1 protein-coding gene is annotated in these 493 nt (G+C 42.8%); it reads left to right on the forward strand.

Features of this window, described 5'->3' with window-relative positions:
* A partial coding sequence (locus A3761_RS27395) for a hypothetical protein (RefSeq protein WP_197472953.1) occupies positions 1–493 on the forward strand: 493 nt, incomplete at both ends.

Below are 493 nucleotides of genomic sequence, written 5' to 3' on the forward strand. Positions count from 1 at the left end.
GTGATGGTGATCAGCTTAGCGATGGTGTCGAAGTTGCTCTTACGCTTACCGACCCGTCAAGCTCTGATACCGATAACGATGGGGTTTTAGATCGTGAAGAGGAGTCTTCACTAGCTATTGACGATAAGACCTTATATCAGGTTTTATACCCTGATGATTTGTTAGCGTACAACAAAAATGCTTCTGAGTCTTTCGTTCCTCAGGGGACGTGTTATGCCACATGGCTAGCCAGAAATAAAGCTGATGAGATCAAAGTGAGCTTTGAACCTCAAATAGACGAATCTAGTAAGCAGGAAGTTTTATTTTTTAACGATACTTGGCCTGAAGTAATTAGATTTCAAGCTGATCAAGGAAGGTTTACCAAGGCAATCGGGAAAGGCGATATAGATGCGAGAATTACCTCCGCTAATTACGCGCGCACCAATAGTAATTTACTCTACTTAGGGTTTAGTGATGGTTCGATTTGGAGTGCTGATCTTACCCAAGCAGAGCC

It is taken from the genome of Oleiphilus sp. HI0123, assembly GCF_001635315.1.